We start from the raw sequence: 23,885 nt of genomic DNA on the forward strand, positions 1-23,885 counted from the left end.
GGGAACAGGGGGCATGAGGGGCAGATAGGAACGAAGAGGCGGCGAAAAAGTACCGCACGCCTTTTCCACTCGACCGGCGGCAAACTCCATGCCAGCGTCCTCGACGGGGATGGCGACCGTCCGAACGGCGGCCGTCAGAGGGGAGCGATTGATGACGACGACACGGAGCAGGGCCGCTGCGCTATGCCTGGGCCTGGCGCTGGCCTCCTGCGGGAGCGATGGCGGCGGCAGCAGCGGCGGCGGGGTCGCGGTCGTTCCCGCCCCCTCCCCCTCGCCAACCGTCGCGGCATCGTCACTGAGCGTCTCGCTGACCCCGATGCAGAGCAACCTGCGCGGCTATGACGACAACAGCGACGTCGCGCTCACCATCGAGGCGACGCGCGCGGGCACCACCACGGACGCGGTCATCCCGGACGTGCAATATGACCGGACCAAGCTGTCGATCCCCGACGGGATCGAGGCGGGCAGCGATGGCCGGTACACGATCCGCGCCCATACGGCGCGCGGGCTGGCGCTGGGCCGGTACAGCGGCGAGCTGACGTTCCGGCTGTGCCGCGACGCGGGCTGTGCCAGCGTCTATCCGGGCACCACCCAGACCGCCAGCTACACGCTGGACGTGAGCATGCGCGAATGGAGCATGTTCCAGCGCAATCCCGCGCACACCGGTTATGTCCATGCCAGCTTCTCGCCGGCCGCGTTCCGCCGTGCATGGGAATGGGCGCCAGCGGCGTACCGGCTGTCGCCGGCATCGTCGCACGACGGCATGGCAATGGTGACCGCGTACAACCGTGATGGCACGACCAGCGTCCATGCCCTCGACATCGCGACGGGGGCCCAGCGATGGGGCTATAATCTGGGGCAGGTGCATTTCGCCAGCGGCCCCGCGATCGGCAACGGCCGCGTCTTCCTGACGACGATGACGGTGTCATCGGACGAGAACCGGATCGTCACGCTGGACGCGGCGACGGGCGAGTTCCGGTCGCCGGTCATGCTGTTCTCGGCGCAATGGTCCTTCTTCCTGCCGCCGACGCCGTTCGACACGTCGTTGTACATGTCTGCCGGCTATCAGGGAAACACCGTCTACGGGTTCGACATCGCCGCACAGACGCAATGGTCGGTCGCGGGCGAAGGTGCCGGCATCTGGGATGGCGAGACCCCCGCGGTCGACGATCGCTACGCCTATTACTATGCCGGAAAGGCGATGGTCCTGATCGATCGACGCACCGGCCAGGTCAAGGAAGCGATGGCCGACCCGTTCTTCCAAGGAAGTGGCAGCAGCTATTATGGCGCTCCCATCCTGGCCCCGTCGTCGGGACTGGTGTTGGCCTATGCCGGTACGCGCGGATCGGCGTCGTCCTCGCCATTGGCGGCCTGGGCTCCGGGAAGCGGACTGCGGTGGCGTTCCGCCGACGCCTATGTCACCACGCCGGCCGTTACGAACGGCATGATCTATCTGGCGCGCAACCAGCCGTCCCGCCTCGACGCCCTGCGCGAGGCATCGGGAGCACCGGTCTGGTCGTGGACGCCGCCCGCCGACGAACGCTTCATCGGCAACACCATCGCCACCGATACCCTGGTGTTCGTCAGCACCGACAAGGCCGTCTACGCCATCGCGATCGACGATCCCGCACATCCGGTGGCATGGTCCGCGCCGACGCCCGGCGCGATGGCGATCACCGCCGACGGCACGCTGCTCGTGACGCAGGAGATGCCCCTGGAATATTCCAGTTCGACCATGCCGCAGAAGCTGGTGGCCTATCGATTGCGATAGCGACACCTTGTCAGGGCTTTCCTCGTGTCCCATGTGTATTATCGCAACAAGACAGTTGGAGGCAGCATTGGGCAAGAAGAAGCATCGCAAGGACAAGCACGGTACGGGCGACAGCCGGCGTGACCCGCTGGCACCGCTGGCCGGGATCGCAGCGGTGCTGGTCCAGCAGGCCAATCGGCCCGAGGCGCGGCAGCTGCTGGCGAGCGGGCTAACCATGGCCGCCGCGGCGGCGAGTGCGGCGCTGATGAAGGGGGCGACCGACACGACCGCCGCCGCGCCGGTGGCGCCGGCTTCTCCGGTACCGCCGGTCCCACCTGTCCCGCCGGTGTCACCGGTTCCGCCCGTCCCCCCGGTGCCGCCCGTGCCGCCCGTGCCGCCCGTGCCGCCGCAGGGAACGACGACCGCGCCCGACCCGCACGAGATCGGCGTCGCGCTGGGCAAGGCGGCAGAGCAGGTGCTGGGCGCGTTCCTGCGCAAGAAGCCGGGGATCTAGCGCCAGATCAGGCTTCCCTCTCTGGGCATGGGAGGGGAGAACCGCGGTCAGCCGGCTCCCGACCGACCTTTGCCGCGCCATGCCAGCGACTGGCGGTTGAGCGCTGCCAGATCCGCATCGCCCGCCACCACGGCGCGGCCCATCGCGACCGCGCGGGCCAGGACGGCGTTGTCGGCATGGGCATAAGCGGGACGGCCGGCGATATGGTCGTACCACCTGCCGCCACAGGCCGTGTCGAGCAGGATGCGCTGGAAGCAGTGGTCTGCCCGCACCGGCCAATGCCGATCGGCCGCAAGCCCGGGCAAGGTCTCACGCGTCAGGCGCAGCCACTCGGTCTGGAGCGCGGCACGATCGGTCAGTGCGCGGGCTCCTGCCAGACGCGAACGTAGTCAATCTCCATCGTCTGGGGCAGCGCGGCGTCGTCGATGCCCTTCGCCCCGCCCCAGTCGCCGCCCATCGCCAGGTTCAGGATCAGGCGGAACGGCTGGTCGAACGGCCAGGCGCCGCGCCCACCGGGCTTGTCGTCGGCGACGCGGAAATAGGCGCGATCGTCGATGCCGATCGTGATCGCGCCCTTGTCCCAGGCCAGCTGATAGCGGTGAAAGGCGGTGCAGGCGGCGGGCACCGCGATCTCCGCGCCGCGCTGGGTACCGCGCGAGTGGACGTAGAGCGCGGTGTGGACCGTGCCGTGCACCACATGCGGATCCCAGCCGACATGCTCCATGATGTCGATCTCGCCGTCCTCCGGCCATGCCGCGCCCGGAGCGAGCGGCAGCATCCAGATCGCCGGCCAGGTGCCGCGCGCGCAGGGCAGCTTCGCGCGGATCTCGAAAAAACCCTGCCGCCAGCCGTCGGTGCTGGTGATCCGGGCGGAGGTGTAATCCTGCCTGCCCCAGTCGGCGTAACGCTGCGGATCGAGGCGCTCGCGCCGGGCGGTCAGGATCAGCCGGCCGCCGGCGACACGCAGGTTCTCCGGCCGGTCGGCGGCGTAATATTGCCGCTCGTTGTTGAACCAACCCTGCTTGTTGAACGCCGTTTCCGATGCCCAGCGACGCCGGTCGAGGCTCTTGCCGTCGAACTCGTCGTGCCAGACGAGCCGCACGGTGGGCGAGCGGCGGAGTGGAGCGTCGATGCGGTAGTTGTTGGCGCCGAGGCTCGGCGGCGGCGCGGGAGCCTGGCCGAGCAGGAGGAGGGCGGCGGCGGCGATGTAGGGGCGCATGGCCGGAGTGTTGTGGATTATGGGAAGCCCGGCAAGCACTTCTGCCCCCCTCCCCCCCGCAAGGAAGAGGCTGGGTGTGGGTGCGAGTCGTAGCGAGCTCCGACGACTGTTGCGTGTTGCCGCCGACCTCTTTCAGGTACGGCATTCGGCCGGACAGCCGTCATGGGAGTAAATCCCATGACGTCGGACGGCGCTTAAGCGCCGCCGGCCGATCTGGCCGCGGGCGCGGCGCTGCTGCGCTGCGCCTGCTGCGGCTCAGATGTGGATCGGCTTGCCCTGAACCGCCATCGCGGCCTCCTTCAGCGCCTCCGCATGGGTCGGATGCGCGTGGCAGGTATAGGCGATGTCCTCGCTGGTCGCGCCGAACTCCATCGCCTGCGCGGCCTGGGCGATCATCGTGCCGGCGAGCGACGAGATGATCCAGACACCCAGCACCCGGTCGCTCTTGGCATCGGCGATCACCTTGACGAAACCGTCGGTGTCGCGATTGGTCTTGGCGCGGCTGTTGGCGGCGAAGGGGAACTTGCCGACCTTGATCTCGCCCGCTTTCTCCTTGGCGGCTTCCTCGGACAGGCCGACGCCGGCGATCTCGGGCATGGTGTAGACCACCGACGGGATCACGTCGTGGTTCACGATGCCGGTCTGGCCGGCGATGTTCTCCGCCACCGCGACGCCCTCGTCCTCGGCTTTGTGGGCGAGCATCAGGCCGGGCGCGACGTCGCCGATCGCCCAGATGCCGGCGACGTTGGTGCGGAAGTCGTGGTCGATGCCGACCTGCCCGCGCTGGGTCAGCTGTACGCCGGCGGCCTCCAGATTCAGGCCGTCGATGTTCGGCTTGCGGCCGATCGCGACGAGCACGGCATCGGCGTCGAGCGTGGTGCCCGCGCCGCCCGCGGCGGGCTCGATCGACACGGTGGCACGGCCGCCGTTCACCGCGACGCCGGTGACCTTGGTCGAGGTCATCAGCTCGAAGCCCTGCTTCTTGAACAGCTTGGCCGATTCCTTGCGGACCTCGCCGTCGAAGCCCGGCAGGATCTGGTCGACATATTCGACCACCGTCACCTTTGCACCGAGCCGCTTCCAGACGCTGCCCAGCTCCAGCCCGATCACGCCGCCGCCGATCACCACCAGATGCTCGGGCACCTTGGGCAGCGCCAGCGCGCCGGTCGAGTCGACGACGACCTGCTGGTCGACCTCGACACCCGGCAGCGGCGTGACGCTCGACCCGGTGGCGATGACGATGTCCTTGGCGGTCACCGTCTGGTCGCCGACCTTTACCGTATGGCCGTCCTGGAACGCCGCCTTGCCCTTCAGCCAGGTCACCTTGTTCTTCTTGAACAGGAACTCGATGCCGCCGGTCAGCTCCTTGACCGCCTTCGCCTTCTCGGCATGCATCTGGTCTAGGTTCAGGGTCGCGCCCTGAATGTCGACGCCGAATTTGGCGAGGTGACCGCCGGTCGCCTCCTCGTACAGCTCGGATGCGTGGAGCAGCGCCTTGGACGGGATGCAGCCGACGTTCAGGCAGGTGCCGCCCAGCGTCTCGCGCGCCTCGGCGCAGGCGGTGCGCAGGCCGAGCTGCGCGGCGCGGATCGCGGCGACGTACCCGCCCGGGCCGGCACCGATCACGAGGACGTCATAGTCGTACTGGTCTGCCATCTTCATCTCCGTTCCCCGGCGGAGGCCGGGGCCCAGTTTCGGCAACGGCATATGGTAAGCGCCGCGCCCGGTTACATCGGCCTTCCCGACTGGGCCCCGGCCTCCGCCGGGGTACAGGCCCGCGATTACAGGTCGATCAGGATCCGGGTCGGATCCTCAATCGCGTTCTTCAGCGCGACGAGGAAGGTCACCGCCTCGCGCCCGTCGATCAGGCGGTGGTCGTAGCTGAGCGCCAGATACATCATCGGCCGCACCACGACCTGGCCGTTCACCACCACCGGGCGATCCTCGATCCGGTGCAGGCCGAGCACGGCCGACTGCGGCGGGTTGATGATCGGGGTGGACATCAGCGAGCCGAACACGCCGCCGTTGGAAATGGTGAAGGTGCCGCCCTTCATCTCGTCCATCTTCAGCGTGCCGTCCTTGGCGCGCTTGCCGAAATCGCCGATCGTCTTCTCGATGCCGGCGACCGACAGGTCCTGCGCGTCGCGGATGACCGGAACGACGAGGCCACCGGGCGAGGACACCGCGACCGAGATATCGGCATAGTCGTGATAGACGATCTCGTCGCCCTCGATCGAAGCGTTGACCGAGGGGATGTCCTTCAGCGCCATGGTCGCGGCCTTCACGAAGAAGCCCATGAAGCCAAGGCGGACGCCGTGCTTCTTCTCGAACAGGTCCTTGTACTTGGCACGCGCCTCGATCACGGCGGTCATGTCCACGTCGTTGAACGTGGTCAGCATGGCGGCGGTATTCTGCGCCTCCTTCAGGCGCTTGGCGATGGTCTGGCGCAGGCGCGTCATCTTGACGCGCTCTTCACGCCGGCCAGTGCCGGCGCGGCCGGCGGAGGCAGCGCCACCGTCCGACGCCGTGCCCGCGGCGGCGGGCGCGGCGGCTGGCTGCGACTTGGACGAAGCGGCGGCGGCGACGTCTTCCTTGGTCAGGCGACCGTCCTTGCCGGTGCCCTTGATCGTCGCAGGGTCGACGCCGTGTTCCAGCACCGCGCGGCGGACCGAGGGAGAGAGTGCGACCGCGTCACCAGCCGGCTCGGCCGGGCTCTCGGTCACCGCCGGTTGCGGGGCGGCGGCCTGCGCCGGTGCGGGCGCGGAGGCGCTGCCGGCGGCGTCGATCGTCGCTATCATCGCGCCGACCTGTACCGTGTCGCCGACCGCGACCGCGTGCTGGCCCATGACGCCGGCAACCGGCGACGGCACCTCCACCGAGACCTTGTCGGTTTCCAGGCTGGCGATCGGCTCGTCGGCGGCGACCTTGTCGCCGGGCTGCTTCAGCCACTCGCCGACGGTGGCTTCGGTGATCGATTCGCCCAGCACGGGGACGAGAACTTCGGTGGCCATCTCTACTTCCTTTTGTGTCCCCGCAAAGGCGTGGACCCAGTTACTGGGCGCCCGCCTTCGCGGGCGCACATTGGGTGGTTACGCGCCGGCCTTGCCGGCCTTCTTGTCACTCTCGCGGCTGCGGCGGATTTCCTCGCGGACGCTGTGGCCGAGCGCGTCGGCGACCAGCGCGCCCTGCTCGGTCGTGTGGCGCTTCATCAGGCCGGTGGCGGGCGACGCGGCGGCCGCGCGGCCGGCATAGCGGGCGCGCTTGACGGTCGATCCGGCGGCGGCGAGCGCCTCCTCGATCAGCGGCTCGGTGAAGAACCAATAGCCCTGGTTCTTCGGCTCCTCCTGCGCCCAGATCACCTCTTCCAGGTTCGGCATCCGCTTCACCCGCTCGGCCAGCGGCTCGCCCGGGAAAGGATAGAGCTGCTCGATGCGGACGATCTGGATGCCCTGGTCTGCCGCCGCGTCTCGCGCCTCGATCAGGTCATAGGCGACCTTGCCGGTGCACAGCACCAGCCGCTTCGTCTCCGCATCCGCCGCGCCGTTGGTGTCGGATATGATGCGCTGGAAGTGGCTGTCGCCCTGGAAATCCGCCGCTTGCGACACCGCCAGCTTGTGGCGGAGCAGCGACTTGGGCGTGAAGACGATCAGGGGTTTCCGGAAGCTGCGATGCATCTGGCGGCGCAGCAGGTGGAAATAATTGGCCGGCGTGGTGCAGTTGGCGACCTGCATGTTGTCGCCTGCGCACAGCTGCAGGAACCGCTCGGGCCGGGCCGACGAATGTTCAGGCCCCTGCCCCTCGTACCCGTGCGGCAGCAGCATGACGAGACCGTTGGCGCGCAGCCACTTGGCCTCTCCGCTCGCGATGAACTGGTCGATCATGATCTGCGCGCCGTTGACGAAGTCGCCGAACTGCGCCTCCCACATTACCAGCGTCTTCGGGTCCGCGAGCGCATAGCCATATTCGAACCCGAGCACGCCGTACTCGGACAGCGGCGAGTCCAGCACCTCGAAACTGCCATGCTCCACGGTCGAGAGCGGCACATACTTATGCTCGTCGGTCTGGTCGACCCAGACGGCGTGGCGCTGGCTGAACGTGCCGCGACCGGAATCCTGGCCCGACAGGCGGACGCCGTATCCCTCGGCCTGGAGCGAGCCAAAGGCGAGCGCCTCGCCGGTCGCCCAGTCGAAGTTCGCAGCCGTAGCGAACATCTGCCGCTTGGCATCGAGAACGCGCGCCAGCGTCTTGTGGACCTGGATCGTGTCGGGGATCGTCGTCAGCGTGCGGCCCAGGCTGTCGAACAGCTTGGGATTGATGCCGGTTTCGGCGGTGCGGCGATCGGTCAGGCGCTCGGTCGGCGCGGACAGGCCGGTCCAGCGGCCGGCGAACCAGTCGGCCTTGTTCGGCTTGTAGCTCGCGCCCGCCTCGAACTCGCCTTCCAGACGCGCGACATATTGCGCGACGTTGTCATCGACCCACTTCGCGTCGACGACGCCCTCGGCCTCCAGCCGCTTGGCATAGATCGCGCTGACCGGCTGATGATCCTTGATGACCTTGTACATCAGCGGCTGGGTGAAGCTCGGCTCGTCGCCCTCGTTATGGCCGAAGCGGCGATAGCACCACATGTCGATGACGATGTCGCGGTGGAACTTCTGGCGGAATTCCATCGCCATCTTGGTGGCGAAGGTCACCGCCTCCGGATCGTCGCCGTTGACGTGGAAGATCGGCGCCTGGACACCCTTCGCCACGTCGGACGAATAGGGCGAGGAGCGCGCGAACTGCGGGCTCGTCGTGAAGCCGATCTGGTTGTTGATGATGAAGTGGACGCAGCCGCCGGTGTTGTAGCCGCGGATGCCCGAGAAGCCGAGGCACTCCCACACGATCCCCTGGCCCGCGAACGCGGCGTCGCCGTGGATCAGCACGGGCAGCGCGGCGGTGTGTTCCTTCAGGTCGTTGGTCAGCGTCTGGATCGCGCGGGTCTTGCCCAGCACGACCGGGTCCGCCGCCTCGAGATGCGAGGGGTTGGCGACCAGCGACATATGGACCTTGTGCCCGTCGAACTCACGGTCGGTCGAGGTGCCCAGGTGATACTTCACGTCGCCCGAGCCGCCGATATCGTCCGGGTTGGCCGATCCGCCGGCAAACTCGTGGAAGATCACGCGCAGCGGCTTGGCCATGACATTGGCGAGTACGTTCAGCCGGCCGCGATGCGCCATGCCGATCACGATCTCGCGCACGCCGGCCTGGCCGCCATATTTGATGACCGATTCCAGCGCCGGGATCATGCTCTCGCCGCCGTCCAGGCCGAAGCGCTTGGTGCCGACATATTTACGGCCCAGGAACTTTTCCCACTGCTCGGCCTCGATCACCTTGTTCAGGATCGCCTTCTTGCCGTCGGTGGTGAACTCGATCGCCTTGTCCTGGCCCTCCATGCGGTCCTGGAGGAAGCGACGCTCCTCGACATCGGCGATGTGCATGAATTCCAGCCCGACATTGCCGCAGTAATTCTTGCGCAGCGTGTCGACGAGCTGGCGGATCGTCGCCCACTCGAACCCCATCGTGCCGCCGAGATAGACCGGGCGGTCGAGGTCATTGTCGGAGAAGCCGTGATATTCGGTGCGCAGATCCTCCGGCATCTCGCGCTTGACGAGGCCGAGCGGGTCGAGATTGGCGGCATAGTGGCCGCGCACCCGGTAGGTGCGGATCAGCAGCTGCGCGCGGATCGCGTCGGCCGCGGCCTTGACGATATCGTCCTTCGACGGCGCCGCGGCGGCGGGTGCGGCAGGCTTGCCACCGCGCGCCGGCTTGGGTGCCGGCTCCATCTGGGTAGGGTCGAGGCCGGCGGTCAGGTCGTCGGTGGTGGTCAGCGGCCAACGGTCGCTCTGCCAGCTCGGCTGCGACGCGCCGCCCTCCAGCCCCTCGAAGAAGCCGCGCCAGCCGGCGTCGACCGAACCGGGGTCGGTGCTGTACTTCGCGTACAGCCCTTCGATGAACGCCGGGCTGACGCCCGCGGCGATGTCGCTGAAATCCTGGCCTTCGTAGCCCATCGTCACTCACCTTTTTGTGCCCCCGCGAAGGCGGGGGCCCAGTACTGTGTTCCCGCCTTCGCGGGAACACAGTGAAGGGCGTTCAGCCCTTCAGCACCTCGAGCAGGGTCGAACCCAGCTCCGACGGGCTGGCCGCGACCTTGATCCCGGCCGCCTCCATCGCCGCGATCTTGCTCTCGGCATCGCCCTTGCCGCCCGACACGATCGCGCCGGCATGGCCCATGCGGCGACCCGGGGGCGCGGTGCGGCCCGCGATGAAGCCGGCCATCGGCTTCTTGCGGCCGCGCTTGGCCTCGTCGATCAGGAACTGCGCGGCCTGCTCCTCGGCGTCGCCGCCGATCTCGCCGATCATGATGATCGACTGGGTCGCCTCGTCGGCCAGGAACAGCTCGAGCACGTCGATGAAGTTGGTACCGTTGACCGGATCGCCGCCGATGCCGACCGCGGTGGTCTGGCCCAGGCCGGCGTTCGAGGTCTGGAACACCGCCTCATAGGTCAGCGTGCCCGAGCGCGAGACGACGCCGACCGAACCCTGGCGGAAGATCGAGCCCGGCATGATGCCGATCTTGCACTCGCCGGGGGTGAGCACGCCGGGGCAGTTCGGACCGATCAGCCGCGACTTCGATCCCGACAGTGCGCGCTTGACGCGGACCATGTCGAGCACCGGGATACCCTCGGTGATGGTCACGATCAGCGGGATCTCGGCGTCGATCGCCTCGAGGATCGAGTCGGCCGCGAAGGGAGGCGGGACGTAGATCACGCTGGCATCAGCGCCGGTCTTCGCCTTCGCCTCGGCCACGGTGTCGAACACCGGCAGGTCGAGGTGGGTGGTGCCGCCCTTGCCCGGCGTGACGCCGCCGACCATCTGCGTGCCGTATTCCAGCGCCGCCTTGGTATGGAAGCTGCCGGTCTCGCCGGTCATGCCCTGGGTGATGACCTTGGTATTCTTGTCGACGAGGATGCTCATCTTAGCTCCCAACTCCATTGTATCCCCGCGAAGGCGGGGACCCAGTACTGGGCTCCCGCCTTCGCGGGAGCACGAGATATCAGAACAACGACTGGTACAAATCGAGCCAGTCGGGGTTCTTCTGTTCAATCAGCCGCAGCTTCCAGTCGCGGTTCCATTTCTTCAACTGGCGCTCGCGAAGTCTCGCATTGTCCAGTGCGTCGTGGACCTCATACCAGACCAGCAGCGTGCAACCATGTTTTCGGGTGAAGCCTTCGACCATGCCGTTGCGGTGCTGGTACGCCCGTGCGGCGAGATCGCTGGTTACACCGATATAGATCGTTCCATTCACCCGGCTGGCCATGATGTAGACGAAGCCGGACCTCTCCATCGCGGGCTTTCCCAACTGGGCCCCGGCCTTCGCCGGGGAACAGCGGAGCTTAGTTCAGCGAGCCATCGATCCCCTTGCAGGCCACCAGCAGCTCCTTCACCGCGTCGACCGACACCTGGAGGTTGCCCTTGGCCTCGTCCGACAGCTTGACCTCGACCACCTTCTCGACGCCGCCGGCGCCGATCACCACCGGCACGCCGACATAGAGATCGTCGATCCCGTACTGGCCGGTCAGGTGCGCTGCAGCGGGCAGGATGCGCTTCTGGTCGTAGAGATATGCCTCCGCCATCGCAATGCCGCTGGTCGCGGGCGCATAATAGGCCGAGCCGGTCTTCAGCAGCGCCACGATCTCGCCGCCACCGCCGCGGGTGCGCTTGATGATCTCGTCGACCTTCTCCTTGGTGGAGAAGCCCATGTCGATCAGGTCGGCGACGGGGATGCCGCTAACCGTCGAATATTCCAGCACCGGCACCATCGTGTCGCCATGGCCGCCGAGAACGAAGGTGTTCACGTCCTTCACCGACACGCCGAACTCCTCGGCGAGGAAGTGGCTGAAGCGCGCCGAGTCGAGCACGCCCGCCATGCCGACCACCTTGTTGTGCGGCAGGCCGGAGAATTCGCGCAGCGCCCAGACCATCGCGTCGAGCGGGTTGGTGATGCAGATCACGAAGGCGTCGGGGGCGTTGGCGGCGATGCCCTCGCCGACCGCCTTCATCACCTTCAGGTTGATGCCGAGCAGGTCGTCGCGGCTCATGCCGGGCTTGCGCGCGACACCGGCGGTGACGATGATGACGTCTGCGCCGGCGATGTCGGCGTAATCGTTCGAGCCCTTGATGTTCGCATCGAACCCCTCGACCGGGCCGCACTGCGACAGGTCGAGCGCCTTGCCCTGGGGCACGCCCTCGACCACGTCGAACAGGACGATGTCGCCCAGCCCCTTCAAGGCGGCGAGGTGCGCGAGCGTGCCGCCGATATTGCCGGCGCCGATCAGCGCGATCTTCTTGCGGGCCATTCCAATCCTTCTCCATCGGGGTCGCGAGCGATTGGACATGCCGCCTACGCCCATTGCCGGGATCGGGCAACCGCTAAAGCGACCCGGTTAAGGATTAGTTTTGATAATGGTTCGCAAGATCAATAAGGCGATCGAGGGCTAACTTGTCCTGCGCTGGCGGGGGGATGGTGTGCGGCGTAGCCGCGCTACGCCGTCTCGCCATGGCCCGCGCCGAGATAGTCATCCGACTGCATCTCCTCCAGACGGCTGACGGTGCGCTGAAATTCGAAGGCGCCGTCGCCGCTGGGGTAGAGGTCAGCGGGCGCAGCATCGGCGGCGGCGAGCAGCTTGACCTTGTGTTCGTAGAGCGCGTCGATCAGCGACACGAAGCGCGCCGCCTCGTTGCGGTTCTCCGGCCCCAAGCGGGGGATGCCGACGAGGATGACGGTGTGGAACCGGCGCGCGACCGCGAGATAGTCGGCCGCGCCGCGCGCCTCGCCGCACAATTTGCGGAACGAGAAGACGGCGACACCCTTCAGCGTCTTGGGAACGTGCAGCGTACGGCCCTGGACGGCCAGATCCTCGGACGGGATCGGCTCGGTCACCTCGTGATCGGTCAGGCGGAAGAAGGCGGCGGAGAGGCTGGCGGTCGCCTCCGCACCGTTGGGCACCAGCCAGGTCTGCTGGCTACCCAGCCGGTCGCGCCGGTAATCGACCGGGCCGTTCAGCGCCAGCACGTCGAGCCGCTCCTGCACCAGCGCGATGAAGGGCAGGAAATGCTCGCGGTTCAGGCCGTTCTTGTACAGCTCCGACGGCGCACGGTTGGAAGTGGTGACGATCGTCACCCCCGCCTCGATCAGCGCGGTGAACAGCCGCGACAGGATCATCGCGTCGGGGCTGTTGGTGACCATCATCTCGTCAAAGGCGAGGAGCGGCGCCTCCTCCGCCAGCGCGGCGGCGACCGGGGGGATGGGGTCGCCCTGCTCCTTGCGCCGCTCGATCGCGATACGGCCGTGCACCTCGAGCATGAACTCGGCGAAATGGACGCGGCGCTTCTGCGGCACGGCGACGTGCTGGAAGAACAGGTCCATCAGCATCGACTTGCCGCGACCCACGTCGCCCCAGAGATAGACGCCGCGCGCGGGCACGGTGCGGCGGCGGAGAAAGCCGGCCTTGCGAGGATGCTCAAGTTCGGTCGCGAGCGCCTGAAGGCGGGCGGCGGCGGCGGCCTGTTCCAGGTCGGGGCGCAGCTCTCCGGCGGCGATCAGCGCCTCGTAGGCGGCGAGGACGGTCATGCCCCTGTTCTCCCGCGAAGGCGGGCGCACGCGGGGGTGCGGGGCGGCATCATGCGCGCGGCGGCTTGCGGATGGTGGCGGAGAAGGCGGCGACCCGGTGCGTGTCCTCGCCCTGCACCACCAGCCCGCGCAGGAACAACAGGCGCCCGGTCTCGCGCAGCAGCTCGACCTGCGCCTCCAGCGGCTCGCCGATCCGACCCTCGCCGATGAACTGGGTGTCGAGGCCCAGCGTCACCGCCGTCCCCGCCGTCACCAGCCCGAAGCCACGCGCGGCGGCGAACAGCGCGATGTCGATAAAGGCCAGCGTGACGCCGCCATGCACCGCATCGCGGACGTTCGAGTGGCGATGCTCCGGCGTCATCCGCACCCGCGCCGTCCCGTCCTCGATCCGCCAGGTGATCGCACCCATCAGCGTGTTGAACCGGGTCGGGTCGGAGGGGCGCCATTCCAGCCAGCCGGGCTGGTCGGCGACGAGCAGGTCGACGAAGGGGTCGGTCATGGAATGGGGCTCGTTCTGCTTGCGGGGGCGGCGTGGCGAAGCCACGCCGTCGGTCCTCGCTCGCGCGAGGCCGGCCGGGGTCGAGCCCGCGACGTGGATCAGCGTCGCTGATCCACTGGCTCGACCTCACACGATCCTTTCAGCCTCCATCTTCTTGATCTCGGCGATCGCCTTGGCGGGGTTCAGGCCTTTGGGACAGACGTTCGCGCAGTTCATGATGGTGTGGCAGCGATAGAGGCGGAACGGATCCTCCAGCTCGTCGAGCCGGTCGCCGGTCATCTCGTCACGGCTGTCGGCCAGCCAGCGATACGCCTGGAGCAGGATCGCCGGCCCCAGGAACTTGTCGCTGTTCCACCAATAGCTGGGGCAGCTGGTCGAGCAGCAGGCGCACAGGATGCACTCGTACAGGCCGTCGAGCTTCTGGCGGTCTTCCGGGCTCTGCAGCCGCTCCTTGCCGGCAGGCGCGGGGGTGACGGTCTGCAGCCACGGCTTGATCGAGCTGTACTGCGCGTAGAAGTGGGTGAAGTCGGGGACCAGGTCCTTGACCACGTCCATGTGCGGCAGCGGGGTGATCCGCACCTCGCCCTTCACGTCCTCGATCGCGGTCGTGCAGGCGAGGCCATTGCGACCGTCGATGTTCATCGAGCAGGAACCGCAGATCCCCTCCCGACAAGACCGGCGGAAGGTCAGCGAGCTGTCCTGCTCCGCCTTCATCTTGATGAGCGCGTCGAGCACCATCGGCCCGCACTCGTCCAGATTGATCTCGAAATTGTCGTAACGCGGATTCTGGCCGCTGTCGGGATCGTAGCGATAGACCTTGAACTTCTTCAACCGGCCCTTCGCCGCCGGCGCACCGGTGGCGGGGTGATCGGTGCCCTTGCTGATGCGGCTGTTCTTGGGGAGGGCGAATTCGGCCATGCTGCGTCCCGATACCTGATATAGCGGTGGCCGTTAACATCCCTGCCGCGTCGCGGCAATGTCATGAACGCTGGCCGGCACCGTCAGATGATGTCGAGGACCAGGCCGCGCCGCCGCGCCTCCTCCGCCTCGATATACCAGTTGGACGGCGCCTTCTCCTTCAGCTCGGATAGCGGCACCTGCGATCCCTCGACCAGCGCGGCGAACCCCTCGTCCTGGATGCGGATCGAGTCCGCGATCTCGTTCAGCTTGGCCTTGAGCAGATAGTCGAGCGTGCTGAGCGGACCGTTCAACTGGATCGTCGAGTTCATCAGCCGCTCGTGGATCATCAGCCGGGTGCCGCGGGTCAGGAAGCGGCTGTCGACGGGAAAGGCCGCCATGAAGGTCGCCCCTGCCGAGTAAACCGCGACCTTGCCGAGGAACAGCGTGTCCCGGCCGGTATATTCGCGGATCAGACGAATGCCGTCCCCCATCGCGCGCGCCATCTCGGGATCGCCGCCCAGCGTGGTGATCGACACGACCAGCGGACCGTCAGCAGGCGCATCCGCCACCTGCTGCTTGAAACTGGCGTACATGGCCTCGTTCACCGGCCCGTAGAGCTGGACATGGGGTGCGGCGAGGAGCGGATAGTTGGCGGCGTTGCCTCGGGTGTCGGTCATGGCGCGGCAAACCCGGTGCGGGTGGCGAGGTTCCGTGGACCCGGCGTTTTCAGCGCTCCTCCAGCGCGTCGGTCGCGGGGCGGCCGACCGGCGCGCCGCCATCGGGCGCAGGCTCCAGCGCGGCGAGCCAGCGGGCGGTGCCGGCTCCGATCGACACCTGCGGCCGCGAGGGTTCGAGGTCGCCCGCCTTCTCCCACCCGGCGATCGTCGCGCGCGCCTCCGCCGCGGCGCGGGCGAGCGGCTGGCCCTTGCGCAGCGCGTGGTTGACCATCGCGTCGCCGAAGAACGTCCAGTCATTATCGGCCCGGCAGCCGAACGAGGTCCGATCGGCCGAGGAGGCGGTCAGGATCACGCTGGTGTCGCTCGCCAGCATCGGCACGAAGGTGCCGGAGAAACAGGCGCTGACCAGCACCAGACGGTTGCCGATGCCCAGCATCGACAGCGTCGTCCACAGCGCCGCCGGCGAGATCGCGCCATATCCCTGGTCACCGTCGTTATAGACGATGCCGATCGGCGCACCGTGCGCGGTCAGATAGAGGACCAGCACGTCCTCATGCACGTCCATCAGTTCCGCGACACGGGCAAGAACGGTGGCGAGCGCGGCGGGCGAGCCCATCGCGAGCGGCGCACCGTCGCGCCCGTCGCTGCCCGCCAGCGTCACGCTGCGCCCGGCGGCGGCGTAGCGGCGGGTGAGGACGCGCCCCGCTTCCCGCGCCTCGCGTGCGAAAACGGGATCGCTGTCCAGCGCGACCGCGACGACATAGGCGTCGACCTTGCCCGGCCGTTGCGGCCCCAGCGACGCCAGCGCGGCGGAGAGGCGGCGATGCTCCGCCAGTTGGCGGGCGGGGGTGCGGTCATGCTCGATCGCGACGGCACCGTCGGCGAGCGCCGCCGCCTCCTCGGGCGTGGCCGTGCCGAACAGCGGGGGATTGCGGCTGTGGGTAGGTGGCGGCTCCTCAGCGGCCAGCAGCGCGGCGACGCCGGCCGTCGCCAGCCCCGCGATCACCGCCCGAATGCGCGCCGTTCCCACAATCACCGGTGTCCGGCGAAATGGATGAGCGGTCAAGCGGCTGTCGCGCGCTCGGCGGAACCCCTTGATAAAGCACGGGGTTGAAGGCGTCGTCACGGGAGAAACCAGCATCATGGTCAAGTTGAAGCCGCTCCGCGATCAGGCGATCGTCATCACCGGCGCGAGTTCCGGCATCGGGCTGGTCACCGCACGCACCGCGGCGCGCGCCGGGGCGAGCGTGCTGATGGTCGCCCGATCCGAAGACGTGCTGCGCGAGCTGGTCGCGGAGTTGCAGGCGGAGGGCTGCCGCGTGGAGGCCAAGGCCGCCGATGTCGGGGATCCTGACGGGGTAAAGGCCGCCGCCGCCTATGCCGAGCAGGTATTCGGCCGCATCGATACCTGGGTCAACGACGCCGGCGTGGCGATCTACGCACGGCTGTCGGATACGCCGCTCGACGAACATGAGCGGCTGTTCCGCACCAACTATTTCGGCATGGTGCATGGCTGCCAAGCCGCCCTGCCCTATCTGCGACGGCATGGCGGGGCGCTGATTACGGTCGGTTCGGTCGCGTCGGAGATGCCGGCGCCGATCATGGGCGCCTACTCGGCGTCCAAGCATGCCGCCAAAGCCTATATCGACGTGCTGCGCATGGAGCTGGCGCAGGAAGGAGCGCCGGTCGTGGTCACGCTGGTCAAGCCGGCCGGCATCGACACGCCGATCGCCCAGCACGCCGCCAATCACGAGGGTGGCGAGGCGCAGATCCCGCCACCTGTCTATGACCCGCAACTGGTCGCCGACGCGATCCTTGCCTGCGCCGTAAGGCCGACCCGCGAGGTGACCGTCGGCGGCGCGGCACGCGCGCAGGCGCTGTTCGCCGCGCACTTCCCGGCGCTGTACGAGTGGCTGGCACCCAAGGCGGCGCGCAGCTTCGTCGACAAATCCCGCGTACAGCCCACGCCCGATAACATCAAATGGGGCGTCCATGCCGGCGAGGAACGCTCGGGCGAGCACCCCGCGGCCCGCAAGACCAGCCTCTACACCGCCGCAGCGCTGCATCCCAAGACGACCGCGGCGGTGGGGATCGGCGGGGTGTTGCTGGCGGCGGCGGGGCTGGCGATGCGGCGGCGGGGTTGACGGAGCAGAGCGGGCGGCCGATCTTCCCGCCATGGCCACCATCGAGTCCGCGCGCATCACCATCGATCCGGCGATCTGCGGCGGTCGTCCGACTGTCACGGGCACCCGCATGCGGGTGAGCGACATTTTGGACATGCTGGCCGGCGGTACGACCGCCGACGAGATTCTGGAAGATTTCCCGTATGTGGTCGAGGCCGACATTCGCGCATGCCTCGCCTTTGCCGCGAGGGCAGCCGATCACCCGATTGTCAGCGCGGCTGCGTGAAGTTCATCGTCGATGCGCAATTGCCGCCCAAGCTAAGCGACTGGCTCAACGACCGCGGCCACGACTCCATTCACGTTGCCTCGTGCGATCTTGGCAACGCTCCCGACCAGATGATCGCCGACTTGGCGGAGGCCGAGCAGCGGACGTTGGTTTCGAAAGACGAGGACTTTCTCCGCCTCCGACTTCCCGATCGATTCAGCTTCGTTTGGATACGCATCGGCAACGCGTCCAATCGCGTGCTGATTGCGCGCCTTGAGGAGGGATGGCCCGCGGTCGAGACAATGCTCGCCCGCGGTGATCGGCTGATCGAGTTACGCTGAAGGCGGGGTGGACCCCGCCCTCAATACACTCGCTTCTTCGGCTTGATGTAGTCGATGTCGTCAGTCATCGTATAGTCGTGGACCGGGCGGTAATCGATCGCGACCGTACCGCCCTTGCCACCCCAGCCTTCGAACGTCGTCAGCGTGTGCTTCATCCAGTTTGCGTCGTCGCGCTCCGGGAAGTCTTCGTGCATGTGGGCGCCGCGCGATTCCTTGCGGTTCTCGGCGGCCTTGATGGTCACCGACGCCTGCGCCATCAGGTTGTCGAGTTCCAGCGTCTCGACCAGATCGGTGTTCCAGATCAGCGAGCGATCCTTGACCGATACGTCCTGCATCCCGGCATAGATCTGCTCCATCTTTGCCACGCCCTCGGTCAGGAGGGCGCTGTCGCGGAACACGGCGCAGTGCTTCTGCATGGTGCGCTGCATCTCGGTGCGCAGCTTGGCGGTTGGCGAGCCGCCGGCGGCGTTGCGGAACCCGTCGAGGCGGCTGAGCGCCAGCTCCTCAGACCCCTTGGGGAGGGGATTGTGCGGCGCGTTCGGCTTCTGGATGTCCTTGATGCGCAGACCCGTCGCACGGCCGAACACGACCAGGTCGATCAGCGAGTTCGATCCCAGGCGGTTGGCGCCATGGACGGAGACGCATGCCGCCTCGCCGACCGCGAACAGGCCGGGGACGACGCTGTCGGGATCGCCGTCCTTGAGGCGCACGACCTCGCCGTGATAATTGGTCGGAATGCCGCCCATATTATAATGGACGGTCGGCGTCACCGGCAGCGGCTGGCGCGTCAGGTCGACACCGGCGAAGATCTTGCCCGTCTCGGTGATCCCCGGCAGCCGCTCGGCGAGCACCTTGGGGTCGATATGGTCGAGGTGGAGATATATGTAATCGCCATGGTCGCCGACGCCGCGACCCTCGCGCATCTCCATCGCCATCGATCGCGATACGACGTCGCGGCTGGCCAGATCCTTGGCGGAGGGGGCGTAACGCTCCATGAAGCGCTCCCCCTCCTTGTTGGTCAGGTAGCCGCCCTCACCGCGCGCGCCCTCGGTGATGAGGACGCCGGCGCCGTAGATGCCGGTCGGGTGGAACTGGACGAACTCCATGTCCTGCAGCGGCAGGCCGGCGCGCAGCACCATCGCGTTGCCGTCGCCGGTGCAGGTGTGCGCCGAGGTGGCGGAGAAATAGCAGCGGCCATAGCCGCCGGTCGCCAGCACCACCTGATGCGCGCGGAAGCGATGGATCGAGCCATCCTCCATGCACAGCGCGATCACGCCGCGGCAGGCGCCGTTTTCCATGATGAGGTCGAGCGCGAAATATTCGACGTAGAAGTCGGCGTCGTACTTCAGCGACTGCTGGTACAGCGCGTGGAGCATCGCGTGGCCGGTACGGTCGGCGGCGGCGCAAGTGCGCTGCACCGGCGGCCCCTCGCCCATATTCTGCATGTGGCCGCCGAACGGGCGCTGATAGATCGTGCCGTCCTCGTTGCGGCTGAACGGCACGCCGGCATGTTCCAGCTCGTAGACCGCCTGCGGCGCCTCGCGGCAGAGATACTCGATCGCGTCCTGGTCGCCGAGCCAGTCGGAGCCCTTGACGGTGTCGTACATGTGCCACGACCAGTGATCGGGCGAGTTGTTGCCGAGCGAGGCGGCGATGCCGCCCTGTGCCGCGACAGTGTGGCTGCGGGTCGGGAACACCTTGGTGATGCAGGCGGTCTTCAGCCCGCTCTCGGCGATGCCCATGGTGGCGCGCAGGCCCGACCCGCCGGCGCCGACCACCACCGCGTCATAGGTGTGATCGATGATCTTGTAGGCGGCAGCGGACATCAGGCGGCGGCTCCGAACGCGATCCTGAGGATCGAGAAGATGGCGGTGGCACCCAGCGCCACCACGAAGAAGTTGAGAAGGACGAGGGCGACGACGCGGCTCTCGTCATGCTGGTAATCCTCGATCACCACCTGCAATCCCATGCGGAAATGCCAGAAGACTGAGAGGATCAGCAGCGTCATCGGCAGCGCGACCCACGCGCTCGACAGCCAGAAGCGCATCGACGCGTAGTCGAACGCCGGCTGGCGGGCGATCGAGACCACCAACCACAGCATCAGGAGGAAGTTGGAGCCGGCGGTCAGCCGCTGCTGCCACCAGTGATGCGCGCCCTCCTTGGACGAGCCAAGGCCGCGAACGCGACCGAGCGAGGTGCCGGAACGCATTACTTGATCCCCAGATAGAGCCAGAACAGCGCGGTCAGCATGACCGATGCCAGCATCGTCGCCAGCGCACCCAGCTTGTTGGTGCGCAGCTCGAACCCGGCGCCGGTGTCGAGCACCAGATGGCGGATGCCGGTCATCATGTGCTGGAACAGCGACAAGGTCAGCCCCACGCCGACGATGTAGCCCAACACGTTCAGCCCGCCGGATTCGACCGTGAACGTGTCGACGAAGGTCGCATAGCTGTCTGCCCCGCCCGCCAGCGCGGCGAGGAACCAGACGAGCAGCATCGCGCCCACCGTCGCCATGCCGCTGCCGGTCGCACGGTGGAGGATCGAGACCAGCATGTGCGGGCCCCAGCGCCAGATGGTCAGATGCGGGCTGAGCGGCCGGGCGGGATTGCGGGATGCCAAGGCGTGCCTCGTATGCGGTGGAGTGGCGGGAAAAAACCTGTTCCGCGCCTATGCGACCCCCGGTCGCGGGATGCAAGCACGCACGCCGCACCGCGTCATCGGAGCACGAGCCATAACCCCGCCTTAACCAATGCGGGATACCTCATGTGCCGCATAATTCCTTTTTCCGCGAGAGTATTGCCCGTGTCCGACAGCAACATGCCCGCGCCGACCACGATCGCCGCCCGGATCGACATCCAGGCTCGCATCCGCGCGTTCGACGGCGGCGACAACAGCCTGTTGGAGAATGCCGCAGCGCTGTGGACGATCATAGAGCCGGAAGCCGACGAGATCGTCGAGGCGTACTGGAGTTCGTGGAACCGCTCGCACCCCGGGCAGAGGGAGTGGACGCCGCTGGACCAGCAGCGCCGGGCCGAGGCGGGGCGCGCCTATCTGCGTAACCGGTTCTGCTCGCTGGCGGGGCGCGACTGGGTGGAGTCGCTCGAGCGCTCGGTCGCCGCCGCCTATCGCTCCGGCATCTCGCCGATGGAGGTGCTGGCGATGTCCTGCGCCAGCGATCGGGCGGCGCTGAACGTATTGTGCCGCCGCCTGCCCGCCGACGATCCCCGCTATCCAGCGATCATCGACGCGCTGCTGCGGCTGTTCGGCATGGAGACGGAGCTGACCGTCGAGCTGTTCGCCGGCTTCGCCGCGCACGAGGCGCGCCACGCCCGTGACCGCCTGACGTCGGAGTTCCACGAGAGCATCGGCGTGACGGTCGAGGTCGCGAGCAGCGATTCGGGCACGCTGCGCACCCAGAGCGGGCGCGTGTCGATGCTGGCGCGCGGCATGCTGGGCAAATCGTCCGAGGTCGCCGCCGCTGCCGAGCAATCGGCGGTCGCGATGCGCGAGGCGGCGCAGACCGCCGCCGGCCTGATCCGCGCGATCGAGGATGCCCGCACCGAGGTCGACGCCGCCGCCGAGATCGCGACGCGCGCCGCTGCGCAGGCCGGCCAGGCGGTCGGCATGTCGGAGGCGCTGTCCGACCATGCCAAGTCGATCGAATCGATCCTGGGTCTGATCCGCGACATTGCGGGCCAGACCAACCTTCTCGCGCTGAACGCCACGATCGAGGCGGCGCGCGCGGGTGATGCCGGGCGTGGCTTTGCGGTGGTTGCACAGGAGGTGAAGAGCCTCGCCAGCCAGACCGCGCGCGCGACCGACGATATCGCCGCCAAGATCGCCGCGATCCAGTCCGCCACCCGCTCGACCGTCGTCACCAACGCGTCGATCAAGTCCACCGTTGCCGAGGTGCAGGAATCGGCCGAGCGCATCCGCTACGCGATGGAGGCGCAGGCGCAGACGGTGACCGCGATCACCGCCGCGGTCGACGAGACCGCGTTGGCGGCCGATTCGATGTCCTCGACTATCGCCGCGATCCGCGAGGATACCGAGAATGTCGCGTCGGAGATCGACGGCGTCGGCCGCGGCTTCGACGCGCTGGACGGGCGGCTGGGGATGCTGCGGTCGAGCGCCGAGGATTTCGTGACCAAGGTCGCGGCCTGACCTCGCACGTCATCCCGGCGAATGCCGGGACGACGACACGGGGTTACAGCCAGGCATGGCCCCTGGCCCCACCCTGCGCTAAGCGCCGGGCATGACGATACTTCTCACCGGATCCAGCCGCGGCATCGGTGCCGCGATCGATGGGGCGCTGCGCGAAGCGGGTCACGACGTGATCGGCCACGGCACCGCCAGCGGCATTCCCGCCGACTTCGACGAGCCGCACGCCGCCGCCGCGCTATGGGACGCGGCGCTTGACCGGGCGGGCGGTGAGATCGACGTGCTGGTCAACAATGCCGGGGTGTTCGAGGCGAACCCGCTGGGCGCGGACGACTGGACCGCCGGGTGGGAGCGAACGATGCGGATCAACCTGACCGCCGCGGCCGAGCTGTGCCGGCTGGCAGTGCTCCACTGGCAGCGACGGGGGGTCGGCGGGCGGATCGTCAACGTCGCCAGCCGCGCCGCCTATCGCGGCGACAGTCCCGCCCACTGGCACTATGCCGCGTCCAAGGCAGGAATGGTCGCGATGACCAAGACGATCGCGCGCGGCTATGCCCGTGACGGCATCCTCGCTTTCGCGGTCTGCCCGGGCTTCACCATGACCGGCATGGCCGAGGATTATCTGGAGAGCCGCGGCGGCGACAAATTGCTCGCCGACATTCCGCTCGGCCGGGTTGCCGATCCCGCCGAGGTGGCGAGCGTTGTCCGCTATCTGGCGACCGAGGCGCCGGCGTCGATGACCGGCGCGGTGCTCGACGTGAACGGCGCCTCCTATGTCCGATAGCGGAGCGATCGGACCGGCCGGCGCCCCGGCGACCGCCAGCGCCGCCGATAGCTGGCGCGTCACCCTGCCCTGCACCCGTGCAGAGGCGGAGGCGATCGACGCCGCGTCGGACCTGGCGATCGACGCGGTGCTGATGACCACCGAGGAAGTGGAGGACGATGTCGAGCGCTGGCGGCTCGACGCCTATATGGACGCCGCGCCTGACGCCGCCATGCTCGCCGCGCTGGGCGCGCTGGTACCGAGTGCGGGTGGTCGCGCGGCCGAGGTCGTGCAGCTGACAGACGAGGACTGGGTGACGCTGAGCCAGCAGGGGCTGGAGCCGATTCGCGAGGGGCGCTTCGTCGTCCACACCAGCGCGCATCCGCCGACGCCGGAGCCGGGCACCCGCGCCTTCCTGATCGACGCGGGCCGCGCCTTCGGCACGGGGCATCACGGGACGACCAGTGGCTGCCTGGCGATGCTCGACCGCATGGCGCTGGACGGCAAGCGGTTCGCGAAGGTGATCGATATCGGCACCGGCACCGGCCTGCTCGCCTTCGCCGCGCTGGAACTGTGGCCTGAAGCGGACGTGACCGCGACCGACATCGATCCCGTCGCGATCGAGGTGACGGCGGCCAACGCGACGCTGAACGGCGTCGAGGGCACGCGGCTGATCGTCGCCGACGGGACGCTGGACGACGCGATCGTGGCGCACGCCCCCTACGACCTCGTCATCGCCAACATCCTCGCCGGGCCGCTGGTGTCGATGGCGCCCGAGATCGCCGCCATCGCCGCACCGGGCGCGACGGTGCTGCTCGCCGGGCTGCTGGAGACGCAGCGCGAGGGCGTGGAGGCGGCGTACCGCGCCTGCGGCTGCACCGTCGAGGCGCGCGACCGGCGCGGCGACTGGACCGTGCTGCGGCTGGCCGCCGGGGCCGAGCGCTACGTCCCGACCCAGCCGTTCGACCCCAAGGGCCGCGACGGCTGGGCGCTCGATATCTGA

General features: G+C 68.1%; 24 protein-coding genes. 8 read left to right on the forward strand and 16 right to left on the reverse strand.

Going from position 1 to position 23,885, the window contains the following annotated elements; all coding sequences use genetic code 11:
* The first annotated feature begins 151 nt into the window (after positions 1 to 151).
* Both Q5H91_RS09105 and Q5H91_RS09110 read left to right on the forward strand, forming a co-directional pair.
* The gene (locus Q5H91_RS09105; protein ID WP_305173073.1) at positions 152 to 1,771 is read left to right on the forward strand and encodes an outer membrane protein assembly factor BamB family protein; all 1,620 of its coding nucleotides are present in this window, start codon (positions 152 to 154) and stop codon (positions 1,769 to 1,771) included.
* 55 nt (positions 1,772 to 1,826) lie between these two features.
* Complete coding sequence (locus Q5H91_RS09110) at positions 1,827 to 2,264, forward strand: hypothetical protein (protein WP_305173074.1); 438 nt, start codon at positions 1,827 to 1,829, stop codon at positions 2,262 to 2,264.
* Positions 2,265 to 2,311: 47 nt separating this feature from the next.
* Here Q5H91_RS09110 and Q5H91_RS09115 read toward each other — a convergent pair whose 3' ends face one another.
* From Q5H91_RS09115 to Q5H91_RS09175, 13 genes are all read right to left on the reverse strand, one after another.
* Positions 2,312 to 2,536 (reverse strand): hypothetical protein, encoded by a 225-nt coding sequence (locus Q5H91_RS09115; RefSeq protein WP_305173075.1) that lies wholly within the window; start codon positions 2,534 to 2,536, stop codon positions 2,312 to 2,314.
* Between the two features lie 83 nt (positions 2,537 to 2,619).
* Positions 2,620 to 3,483, reverse strand: coding sequence for a glycoside hydrolase family 16 protein (locus Q5H91_RS09120; RefSeq protein ID WP_305173076.1), 864 nt, complete (start codon positions 3,481 to 3,483; stop codon positions 2,620 to 2,622).
* Positions 3,484 to 3,738: 255 nt separating this feature from the next.
* The gene (gene lpdA, locus Q5H91_RS09125; protein ID WP_305173145.1) at positions 3,739 to 5,139 is read right to left on the reverse strand and encodes a dihydrolipoyl dehydrogenase; all 1,401 of its coding nucleotides are present in this window, start codon (positions 5,137 to 5,139) and stop codon (positions 3,739 to 3,741) included.
* Positions 5,140 to 5,264: 125 nt separating this feature from the next.
* Positions 5,265 to 6,494, reverse strand: a complete 1,230-nt coding sequence (gene odhB / locus Q5H91_RS09130; protein WP_305173077.1) for a 2-oxoglutarate dehydrogenase complex dihydrolipoyllysine-residue succinyltransferase — start codon at positions 6,492 to 6,494, stop codon at positions 5,265 to 5,267.
* Between the two features lie 78 nt (positions 6,495 to 6,572).
* The gene (locus Q5H91_RS09135) at positions 6,573 to 9,530 is read right to left on the reverse strand and encodes a 2-oxoglutarate dehydrogenase E1 component (protein ID WP_305173078.1); all 2,958 of its coding nucleotides are present in this window, start codon (positions 9,528 to 9,530) and stop codon (positions 6,573 to 6,575) included.
* A gap of 82 nt (positions 9,531 to 9,612) precedes the next feature.
* Positions 9,613 to 10,497 (reverse strand): succinate--CoA ligase subunit alpha, encoded by an 885-nt coding sequence (sucD, locus tag Q5H91_RS09140; RefSeq protein ID WP_305173079.1) that lies wholly within the window; start codon positions 10,495 to 10,497, stop codon positions 9,613 to 9,615.
* A 79-nt stretch (positions 10,498 to 10,576) separates the two neighbouring features.
* Entirely contained in the window at positions 10,577 to 10,867 is a 291-nt protein-coding gene (locus Q5H91_RS09145; protein WP_305173080.1) for a GIY-YIG nuclease family protein, read from the reverse strand.
* A gap of 49 nt (positions 10,868 to 10,916) precedes the next feature.
* A complete protein-coding gene (gene mdh, locus Q5H91_RS09150; RefSeq protein WP_305173081.1) occupies positions 10,917 to 11,879 on the reverse strand; it encodes a malate dehydrogenase in 963 nt (320 codons plus the stop codon).
* 185 nt (positions 11,880 to 12,064) lie between these two features.
* On the reverse strand, positions 12,065 to 13,153 hold the full coding sequence (gene zapE, locus Q5H91_RS09155) for a cell division protein ZapE (protein WP_305173082.1): 1,089 nt from the start codon (positions 13,151 to 13,153) through the stop codon (positions 12,065 to 12,067).
* A gap of 49 nt (positions 13,154 to 13,202) precedes the next feature.
* The gene (locus Q5H91_RS09160) at positions 13,203 to 13,652 is read right to left on the reverse strand and encodes a PaaI family thioesterase (RefSeq protein WP_305173083.1); all 450 of its coding nucleotides are present in this window, start codon (positions 13,650 to 13,652) and stop codon (positions 13,203 to 13,205) included.
* Positions 13,653 to 13,778: 126 nt separating this feature from the next.
* Positions 13,779 to 14,570, reverse strand: coding sequence for a succinate dehydrogenase iron-sulfur subunit (locus tag Q5H91_RS09165; RefSeq protein WP_305173084.1), 792 nt, complete (start codon positions 14,568 to 14,570; stop codon positions 13,779 to 13,781).
* An 83-nt stretch (positions 14,571 to 14,653) separates the two neighbouring features.
* Positions 14,654 to 15,229, reverse strand: coding sequence for an ATP-dependent Clp protease proteolytic subunit (locus Q5H91_RS09170; protein ID WP_305173085.1), 576 nt, complete (start codon positions 15,227 to 15,229; stop codon positions 14,654 to 14,656).
* 49 nt (positions 15,230 to 15,278) lie between these two features.
* Entirely contained in the window at positions 15,279 to 16,265 is a 987-nt protein-coding gene (locus Q5H91_RS09175) for a C13 family peptidase (RefSeq protein ID WP_305173086.1), read from the reverse strand.
* A gap of 106 nt (positions 16,266 to 16,371) precedes the next feature.
* Here Q5H91_RS09175 and Q5H91_RS09180 point away from each other — a divergent pair, with 106 nt between their 5' ends.
* The 3 genes from Q5H91_RS09180 to Q5H91_RS09190 are packed head-to-tail and all read left to right on the forward strand — an operon-like array spanning position 16,372 to position 17,958.
* A complete protein-coding gene (locus Q5H91_RS09180; RefSeq protein WP_305173087.1) occupies positions 16,372 to 17,373 on the forward strand; it encodes an SDR family oxidoreductase in 1,002 nt (333 codons plus the stop codon).
* Positions 17,374 to 17,404: 31 nt separating this feature from the next.
* Positions 17,405 to 17,638 (forward strand): DUF433 domain-containing protein, encoded by a 234-nt coding sequence (locus Q5H91_RS09185; RefSeq protein ID WP_305173088.1) that lies wholly within the window; start codon positions 17,405 to 17,407, stop codon positions 17,636 to 17,638.
* The gene (locus Q5H91_RS09190) at positions 17,635 to 17,958 is read left to right on the forward strand and encodes a DUF5615 family PIN-like protein (RefSeq protein WP_305173089.1); all 324 of its coding nucleotides are present in this window, start codon (positions 17,635 to 17,637) and stop codon (positions 17,956 to 17,958) included. Before Q5H91_RS09185 ends, Q5H91_RS09190 begins: the two co-directional genes overlap by 4 nt.
* A gap of 20 nt (positions 17,959 to 17,978) precedes the next feature.
* Here Q5H91_RS09190 and sdhA read toward each other — a convergent pair whose 3' ends face one another.
* The 3 genes from sdhA to sdhC are packed head-to-tail and all read right to left on the reverse strand — an operon-like array spanning position 17,979 to position 20,577.
* Positions 17,979 to 19,784, reverse strand: a complete 1,806-nt coding sequence (sdhA, locus tag Q5H91_RS09195) for a succinate dehydrogenase flavoprotein subunit (protein ID WP_305173090.1) — start codon at positions 19,782 to 19,784, stop codon at positions 17,979 to 17,981.
* Complete coding sequence (gene sdhD / locus Q5H91_RS09200) at positions 19,784 to 20,167, reverse strand: succinate dehydrogenase, hydrophobic membrane anchor protein (protein WP_305173091.1); 384 nt, start codon at positions 20,165 to 20,167, stop codon at positions 19,784 to 19,786. Before sdhD ends, sdhA begins: the two co-directional genes overlap by 1 nt.
* Positions 20,167 to 20,577, reverse strand: a complete 411-nt coding sequence (sdhC, locus tag Q5H91_RS09205) for a succinate dehydrogenase, cytochrome b556 subunit (protein WP_305173092.1) — start codon at positions 20,575 to 20,577, stop codon at positions 20,167 to 20,169. The genes sdhD and sdhC overlap by 1 nt, the downstream gene beginning before the upstream one ends.
* A 198-nt stretch (positions 20,578 to 20,775) precedes the next feature.
* Between sdhC and Q5H91_RS09210 the strand changes: the two genes are divergently transcribed.
* From Q5H91_RS09210 to Q5H91_RS09220, 3 genes are all read left to right on the forward strand, one after another.
* Positions 20,776 to 22,122: a methyl-accepting chemotaxis protein gene (locus tag Q5H91_RS09210; protein ID WP_305173146.1), complete on the forward strand. Its 1,347-nt coding sequence runs from the start codon at positions 20,776 to 20,778 to the stop codon at positions 22,120 to 22,122.
* A gap of 91 nt (positions 22,123 to 22,213) precedes the next feature.
* On the forward strand, positions 22,214 to 22,903 hold the full coding sequence (locus Q5H91_RS09215; protein ID WP_305173093.1) for an SDR family NAD(P)-dependent oxidoreductase: 690 nt from the start codon (positions 22,214 to 22,216) through the stop codon (positions 22,901 to 22,903).
* A complete protein-coding gene (locus Q5H91_RS09220; protein ID WP_305173094.1) occupies positions 22,893 to 23,885 on the forward strand; it encodes a 50S ribosomal protein L11 methyltransferase in 993 nt (330 codons plus the stop codon). The genes Q5H91_RS09215 and Q5H91_RS09220 overlap by 11 nt, the downstream gene beginning before the upstream one ends.

Origin of the sequence: Sphingomonas aurea, assembly GCF_030678875.1 — a bacterium.
Taxonomy (GTDB): Bacteria; Pseudomonadota; Alphaproteobacteria; order Sphingomonadales; family Sphingomonadaceae; genus Sphingomonas; species Sphingomonas aurea.